4 protein-coding genes are annotated in these 6,955 nt (G+C 67.6%); 1 reads left to right on the top strand and 3 read right to left on the bottom strand.

Translation table 11 applies throughout. From position 1 onward, the window contains the following. Positions 1-335 precede the first annotated feature (335 nt). The gene (locus NFW30_RS05485) at positions 336-2,360 is read left to right on the top strand and encodes a LysM peptidoglycan-binding domain-containing protein (protein WP_295352866.1); all 2,025 of its coding nucleotides are present in this window, start codon (positions 336-338) and stop codon (positions 2,358-2,360) included. 48 nt (positions 2,361-2,408) lie between these two features. Here the strand turns inward: NFW30_RS05485 and NFW30_RS05480 are convergent, their stop codons facing one another. From NFW30_RS05480 to NFW30_RS05470, 3 genes are read right to left on the bottom strand one after another with little or no spacing between them, the layout of a single operon-like run. Further along, the gene (locus NFW30_RS05480; RefSeq protein ID WP_295352863.1) at positions 2,409-4,481 is read right to left on the bottom strand and encodes an ABC transporter ATP-binding protein; all 2,073 of its coding nucleotides are present in this window, start codon (positions 4,479-4,481) and stop codon (positions 2,409-2,411) included. Further along, positions 4,478-5,917 carry an ABC transporter permease gene (locus NFW30_RS05475; protein ID WP_295352861.1) on the bottom strand — a complete coding sequence of 480 codons (1,440 nt, stop codon included), beginning with the start codon at positions 5,915-5,917 and terminating at the stop codon, positions 4,478-4,480. Before NFW30_RS05475 ends, NFW30_RS05480 begins: the two co-directional genes overlap by 4 nt. Beyond that, positions 5,917-6,894, bottom strand: a complete 978-nt coding sequence (locus tag NFW30_RS05470) for an ABC transporter permease (protein ID WP_295352858.1) — start codon at positions 6,892-6,894, stop codon at positions 5,917-5,919. The genes NFW30_RS05475 and NFW30_RS05470 overlap by 1 nt, the downstream gene beginning before the upstream one ends. Positions 6,895-6,955: the final 61 nt, after the last annotated feature.

Here is a 6,955-nt window from a genome sequence, read left to right as displayed (position 1 = left end):
GAATACCGGCCTGTCACGCCGGGGGTCGCGGGTTCGAGCCCCGTCCACTCCGCCACGATCCAGTACTCGCAAGCCAAGCACCCGAAAGCCCAGCCAGCCTGGGCTTTTTCAATTGCGCGCTGGCGGCCTTGCGAAGGCCGCTGCGCGGGCGGCGACCGCCTCGCCTTGCGGCCGGTCGGAGCATGCCCGAAAGCGAACTTTCCACGTCGACGCTTGTCCACTCGCGTTCGCGCTTTGGTCTATAATCATGCGCTTGCAGTCTCACCATTCGACCAGGTGATCCCACTGAGCGGGGATGAACTGGCGCCCACCCGAAAAGAGAACAGGAAGTACGGATGACGCCACGAATCGCATTTGCTCTTGCTTTTGCCATCTGCTCCGGCACCGCTGCGGCCGGAGATTCAACCAACCCGGGTCTGGCAACTGGTGGCCAGACGACAGAAGCCGATGCCTTGCCGGTCGTCGAGCTCGTCGCGCCGGGCCAGCCACCCGAGACCATCGATCTGACCGCCGAACCGGACGAGCTCTTCCAGCGCATCCGGCGCGGCTTTGCGATGCCGAACATCAACAACTCGCTGGTCCTGCACCACCAGCAGTGGTTCAGCAACCGCCCCGAGTCGCTGCGGCGCATGGTCGAGCGCAGCAGCCGCTACCTGCATCACATCGTCGAAGAGATCGAGAAGCGCGGCATGCCGATGGAGCTCGCCCTGCTGCCGATGGTCGAGAGCGCCTACAACCCGACCGCCTATTCGCGCAGTCATGCCTCCGGCCTCTGGCAGTTCGTCCCAGCGACCGGCAGGCAGTACAAGCTGGAGCAGAGCTGGTGGCTTGACGAGCGCCGTGACATCGTCGCCTCGACGGCCGCCGCACTCGAGTACCTGCAGTACATCTATGATCTCCACGGCGACTGGCATCTGGCGCTCGCCTCGTACAACTGGGGCGAAGGTGCCGTTGGCAAGGCGATCAACAGGAACCGCGCCAACGGTCTGCCGACCGATTACCTCAGCCTGACGATGCCCGAGGAAACCCGTCACTACGTCCCCAAGCTACAGGCGCTGAAGAACATCTTCAGCAACCCGAACGTGCTGGCCAGCCTCAATATCCGCGGTGTTCCCAACCGCCCCTACTTCGCCACCGTCACCAAGTCGGCGGACATCGACGTCGAGTTGGCGGCGCGCCTGGCCGAGATGCCGGTGCGCGAGTTCGTCGCCCTCAACCCGGCGCACAACCGTCCGGTGATCAAGTCCGACAAGCCGCTGGTCATCCCCGCGCACAAGCTCGACACCTTCGTCAGCAACCTCGAGGCGCACGAAGAGAGCGAGAAGCCGTTGTCGTCATGGCAGGCCTATACCCTGCGCGCCGGCGAGAAGCTCGAACAGGTCGCCCCCCGCTTTGGTCTCACGGTCGCCAACCTGAAGGCGGTGAACGGCATCAGCGGCAGCATCAGGGTAACCGCCGGACAGACGCTGCTCGTTCCGCTGCCGGAAGGCGTCAGCCCGGGCGAGCAACTCGCGAGCCTGGCGACCGACGCGGCGCCGCCGGTGGCGAGCGAGCAGCCACGGGTGCCGGCTGCCGCCGTCGTCGCGCAGGCACCTCGCCCGGCACAGCCGGAACCCGCGCCAGCGGCCGCGATCAGCCGGACGCACATGGTGCGCAAGGGTGAGACACTGCACGCACTGGCGCAGCGCTATGGCATGACGATGGCCGAACTGAAGCAGATCAACAAGCTGCGTGCCGACCAGGTCAATATCGGCAGCAAGCTGCTGGTCGCCGCGGCCGAGCCGACAGCCAAGCCGGCGGCGCAGCGCAACGCGGCGAGCGAGGCGGACTCCCGACCGACGGCAGCTGCCGCCGGCATGGCCCGCACTGCCAGCGGCAGCCATCTCGTCCGCAAGGGTGAGACGTTGAGCGAGGTAGCCAGTCGCTACGACATGTCGGTCGCCGAACTCAAGCAGATCAACAAGCTGCGCGCCGACCAGGTCAATGCCGGTACCCGCCTGCTGGTCGCTGCGGCTGAACCGGCAAGCCGGCCGTCAGCCGGCAAGGCGCGCAACGAGCAGGACGAGAGCCGCCGGGAAGCGAACGGCAACAGGGCCGCCAGCGCGGCGGTCACGAAAGGGTCGGAGCGCGCGGCGAAGGAAGACAGGAACGGCAACCGGCAGGCCGAGAAGGCCGGAGACTCGAGCCGCAAGCCGCTCAAGCTCGCGCAGTACACGATCCGCCGCGGCGACACGCTGGGCTCGATCGCCAGGCAGTTCCGTGTCGAGAAGGATGACCTCCTGCGCTGGAACCGCATCCAGAACAACGACATCAAGCCGGGACAGCGGCTGACGATCCAGCTCGTCCAGAACACCTACTGAGCGCAATCCACGCACCGCCCTCCGCAGCGCCGCCGCCAGGCGGCGTTGTCACGTCTCCGCCCTGTCGCAGGCGACGCCACCTCGGTCGGCGTCAACGGTCGACGGATAGAGATGGCAACGCACAACATGCGTCGCCGACAGCTGGCTCGGCGGCGGATACGCCTGCCGGCAAGACTCGCCCGCCTGCCGGCAACGCGGATGAAAATGGCAGCCAGTCGGCGGTGCCGCCGGAGACGGAATCTCGCCTGGCAGGCGGATTGGCTCGCTCGCCGCAGCCAGACGTGGGCTGGGCACCGCCGACAGCAGGGCGCGCGTGTAAGGATGCTGCGGCGAGCGCAGGACCTCGTCGACGCCGCCGTGCTCGACGATGCGACCGAGGTACATCACCGCCACTTCATGCGCCAGATGATCGACGACGGCGAAGTTGTGCGTGATGAAGAGATAGGCCAGACCGAGCTCGCGCTGCAACGTGGCCAGCAGATTGAGGATCTGCGCCTGCACCGAAACGTCCAGTGCCGACGTCGGCTCGTCGCAGATCACCAGCTCCGGCTGTACGGCCAACGCCCGGGCAATGGCGATGCGCTGCCGCTGCCCGCCGGAGAACTCGTGCGGGTAGCGGATGGCGGCCTCCGCCGGCAGGCCGACCTGCTGCAACACGGCGGCGATCGCCGCTTCGTTCGTCGCCCGCCCGCCACCCCCCTGCGCGCGAATTCCCTCGGCGATGATCTCGCCAACCGACAGGCGCGGGTTGAGCGAGGCAAAGGGATCCTGGAAGATCATCTGCATGTGGCGCCGCAGCGCTCGCTGCGCGCGCTGCCGACCGCCGCCGAGTTGCTCCCCGAGCAGGCACACGCTGCCGCCACTGGCCGGCAGCAACTGCAGGATCGCCTTGCCGACCGTCGTCTTGCCACAGCCCGACTCGCCGACCAACGCCAGCGTGCGGCCACGCGCCAACGCCAGCGAGACGCCGTCGACCGCCCGCACGTGGCCGACGGTTCGCTGCAGGACACCGCGTCGGATCGCAAAATGCACCCGCAGATCATCCACCGCCAGCAGCGTCGGTGCTGCCGCGGCAGCGGCGACCGGCACGCCATCGGCAGCGGGCCCGCCAGCGTTGCCTCCGGCCACCAACCGGCCGTCCTCGAGGTGGCAGCGTACCCGATGATCGAGCGCCACCTGCCGCCACTGCGGCGACTGCTGCCGGCAGCGATCCCAGGCATGCTCGCAGCGGGCGGCAAAACGGCAGCCAGCCGGCATCGCCGACAGCGACGGCACCTGTCCGGGAATCGTCTGCAGCTGGCCGCCGCGCCGCGCCAGGCCGGGCAGCGCGGCGAACAGCTTCTGCGTATAGGGGTGTCGCGGGGTCGCGAAGAAGCTGGCGCGCGGCGCCTCCTCGACGATCTCGCCGGCATACATGACGCCGATGCGCGTTGCCATCTGGGCGACGACGCCGAGGTCGTGGGTGATCAGCAGCATGCCCATCGCCCGTTCGACCTGCAAGCGGCGCAGCAGATCCAGAATCTGCGCCTGGATGGTCACGTCGAGTGCCGTCGTCGGCTCGTCGGCGACCAGCAGGCGTGGATCGCCAGCCAGCGCCATGGCGATCATCACCCGCTGCTTCATGCCGCCAGAGAGCTGGAACGGATACTCGCCAAGCCGCCGCCGTGCATCGGCGATGCCGACCGCGCTCAACAGATCGAGCGCCGTCGCCTGCGCCGCCGTGCCACCCAGCGACCGATGCCGGGCGAGCACCTCGGCCATCTGCCGGCCGACGGTGAGCACCGGGTTGAGGCTCGTCGCCGGCTCCTGGAAAATCATCGCCATGCCGCCACCACGCACCGCGCGCATCTCGGACTCCGGCAGACGCAGCAAGTCGCGCCCGCCGAACCGCACCTCGCCGGCGACGATCCTGCCCGCCGCCGGCAACAGGCGCAGCAACGCCAGAGCCGTCGCCGACTTGCCGCAGCCGGACTCGCCGAGCAGCGCCAGCGTCTCTCCGGCAGCCAGCCGCAGGTCGATGCCATCGACCGCCGGCAACAGCGCGCGACCCTGCGCGAAAGCCACCCGCAGCTGCCTGACCGTCAGCAGCTCGTCACCGCAAGACTTCGCTGGTGCGTTCATGGCGAGCCCGCCAGACGCGGGTCGAAGGCGTCGCGCACGGCATCGGCAAACAGGTTCGCCGCCAGCACGAGCGAGAACATGAACAGGAAAGCAGCCGCCAGCGACCACCAGACCAGCGGCTCGCGCGCCAGCTCGAGGCGGGCGTTGTTGATCATCGTGCCAAAGCTGATCATCGTCGGGTCGACGCCGATGCCGACATAGGAGAGCACCGCCTCGGCCAGCACGAGGCTGGAGAAATCCATCACCAGCGCGATGATGACGATGTGCATCAGGTTCGGCAGGATGTGGCGGCCGATGATGCGCAGGCTGGAGACGCCAAACGCTTGCGCCGCCTGGATGTACTCCAGCTCGCGCAGTTTCAGCGTCTCGCCGCGCAACAGACGGCAAAGCCCGGTCCAGCTGGTCACGCCGAGAATGAAGCAAAGGGCCAGCAGGCGCAGGTCGGCGCGTTCGGCGGCCGTCGCGAACCACTGCGGGTGGGTGTCGATCAACACCTGCATCATCAACACCGCGGCAGCGATCAGCAGGACGCCGGGAATCGAGCTCAGCGTCGTATACAGATACTGGATGAGGTCATCGACCCAGCCTCGGAAGTAGCCAGCCAGGACACCGAGCAGCACCGACAGCGGCAGCATCACGAGCGTCGTCACGAGGCCGATGACGAGCGCCGTGCGAACGCTCTTCAGCACCTGATAGAGCACGTCCTGTCCGACCTTGTCGGTGCCGAAGACGTGGTAGTCGCCCGCCAGCAGCGCCACCGGCATGGCCAGCAACGACAATGCGGCGAGCGTCGCGAGGATCGCGTTCCAGGCAAATTCGCCTTCGCTTCGCCAGACTCGCCGCCAGGCCAGTCGCCAACCGCAGCCCCGCGCGCGCACGACGCCGCCGCAGACGGCGAGAACGACCGCCGCCCAGGCGAGCAGCGCCAGGCCAAGCGCCTGCAGCACACGGCCAGCGACATCGGCGTCACGCCGCCCCTCATCGGCGCCGAGATGGGCACCGCCGTGGCGCAGACGCGGGTGGTCGCGCACCTGCTGCAGGCGACCGTCGCTGCCACGTACCTCGATCGTCTCCTTGGCGTGGGCACGCGTTGCCAGTGGTTCCGAGTAGGTCTTCTCGTTGCGCGTGCGCAGCGGCGTCAGCAGCGCGTCGAGCAGCGACAGCACCTCGACGGCGTAGACCGCCGGCTGACCGGCCGTCCGCTGCCCACCGTCCGCCGCGAGGCGCGGTCGATAATGCAGCGAGTCGAGCAGGCCGACGATGGCGAAGGCAAGCAGCAACGTCGCCGACGCCATTCCAGCCCGGCTGCGGCCGACGCGCTGCCAGGCGCTGCGCCACAGTGGATTGCCTGCCGACAGCCAGCCGGACGCGAGCGCCGCCAGCAGCAGCAGCCAGATCAGCACATCGGACCAGAGGATGACGGGCAGGAAGGGCATCAATCGAAGCGTATGCGCGGATCGACCAGGGTGTAGGAGAGGTCGGTGAGAATCAGCCCGACGATGTAGAGCAACGAACCGATGAACACCATCGCCCGCACGACAGCGAAGTCCTGCGCGTTGATCGCGTCGATCGTGTAGCTGCCGAGACCTGGAATGCCGAAGAACGACTCGGTCAGCAGCGAGCCCATGAAAAGCAGCGGAATGACGACGACGACGCCGGTGAGGATCGGGATCAGCGCGTTGCGCAGCACGTGCCGGAACAGCACGGCAGCCTCGCTGAGGCCTTTGGCGCGCGCCGTGCGCACATAGTCGCGTGCGATCTCCTCGATGAAGATCGTCCGGTACCAGCGCGTCGACGAACCGATTCCCGAGACGACGCCGATGACGACGGGCAGGATGACGAACTTCCAGGCGTCGAGACCGCCGCCGTACCCGGAGATCGGCACCAGCTTCCACAGCTTGCTGATCAGGTACTGGCCGCCGATGATGTAGAAAAGCCCCGAGATCGACATCATCGCGACGCACAGGACGACACCCCAGAAGTCGAGGTAGGTGGCGCGGAAGAAGGTCAGCAGCAGGGCAAACGTGACGCTCACCAGCAGTCCGAGGACGAAGGTCGGCAGGGCGATGGCGAGCGACGGCCCCATGCGCGCGACGATCTCGCGTGCAATGTCGCGCCCGTCCTCGGCGCGCCCGAAATCGCCGACGAACATGCGTATCGACTTGCTGAAGAAGATCGTCTCGGAGAACACCGCAACGCCGCTCGCCTCGTCGTTGACGAACAACGGTCTGTCGTATCCGCGCTCCGCCTTCCAGCGGGTGATCGCCTCGGGGGTCACGCGCTTGACGCCGAGTTGCATGCGTGCCATGTCGTCGGGCGTGTTGACGACGAAGAACAGGGCGAAGGTGATCAGGTTCACCCCGATCAGGATCGGCAGCGCATAGAGCAGGCGGCGGACGACGTAGGCGAGCATGTCCGGGGACTAGGGCGCCGGCCGCCGCCGGTGGCCAGCTGCGATGCGCTTGCAGGGTGGC

The sequence above is a fragment of the Accumulibacter sp. genome (assembly GCF_023806635.1).
Lineage (GTDB): Bacteria > Pseudomonadota > Gammaproteobacteria > Burkholderiales > Rhodocyclaceae > Accumulibacter.
Note: the sequence above shows the minus strand (reverse complement) of the source record. Positions and strands in the feature narration are given on the sequence as shown.

Excerpts from the sequence above, each read along its gene's own strand:
- NFW30_RS05485 (WP_295352866.1), top strand. The coding sequence starts at position 336 with ATGACGCCACGAATCGCATTTGCTCTTGCTTTTGCCATCTGCTCCGGC.
- NFW30_RS05480 (WP_295352863.1), bottom strand. The coding sequence starts at position 4,481 with ATGAACGCACCAGCGAAGTCTTGCGGTGACGAGCTGCTGACGGTCAGG.
- NFW30_RS05475 (WP_295352861.1), bottom strand. The coding sequence starts at position 5,917 with ATGCCCTTCCTGCCCGTCATCCTCTGGTCCGATGTGCTGATCTGGCTG.
- NFW30_RS05470 (WP_295352858.1), bottom strand. The coding sequence starts at position 6,894 with ATGCTCGCCTACGTCGTCCGCCGCCTGCTCTATGCGCTGCCGATCCTG.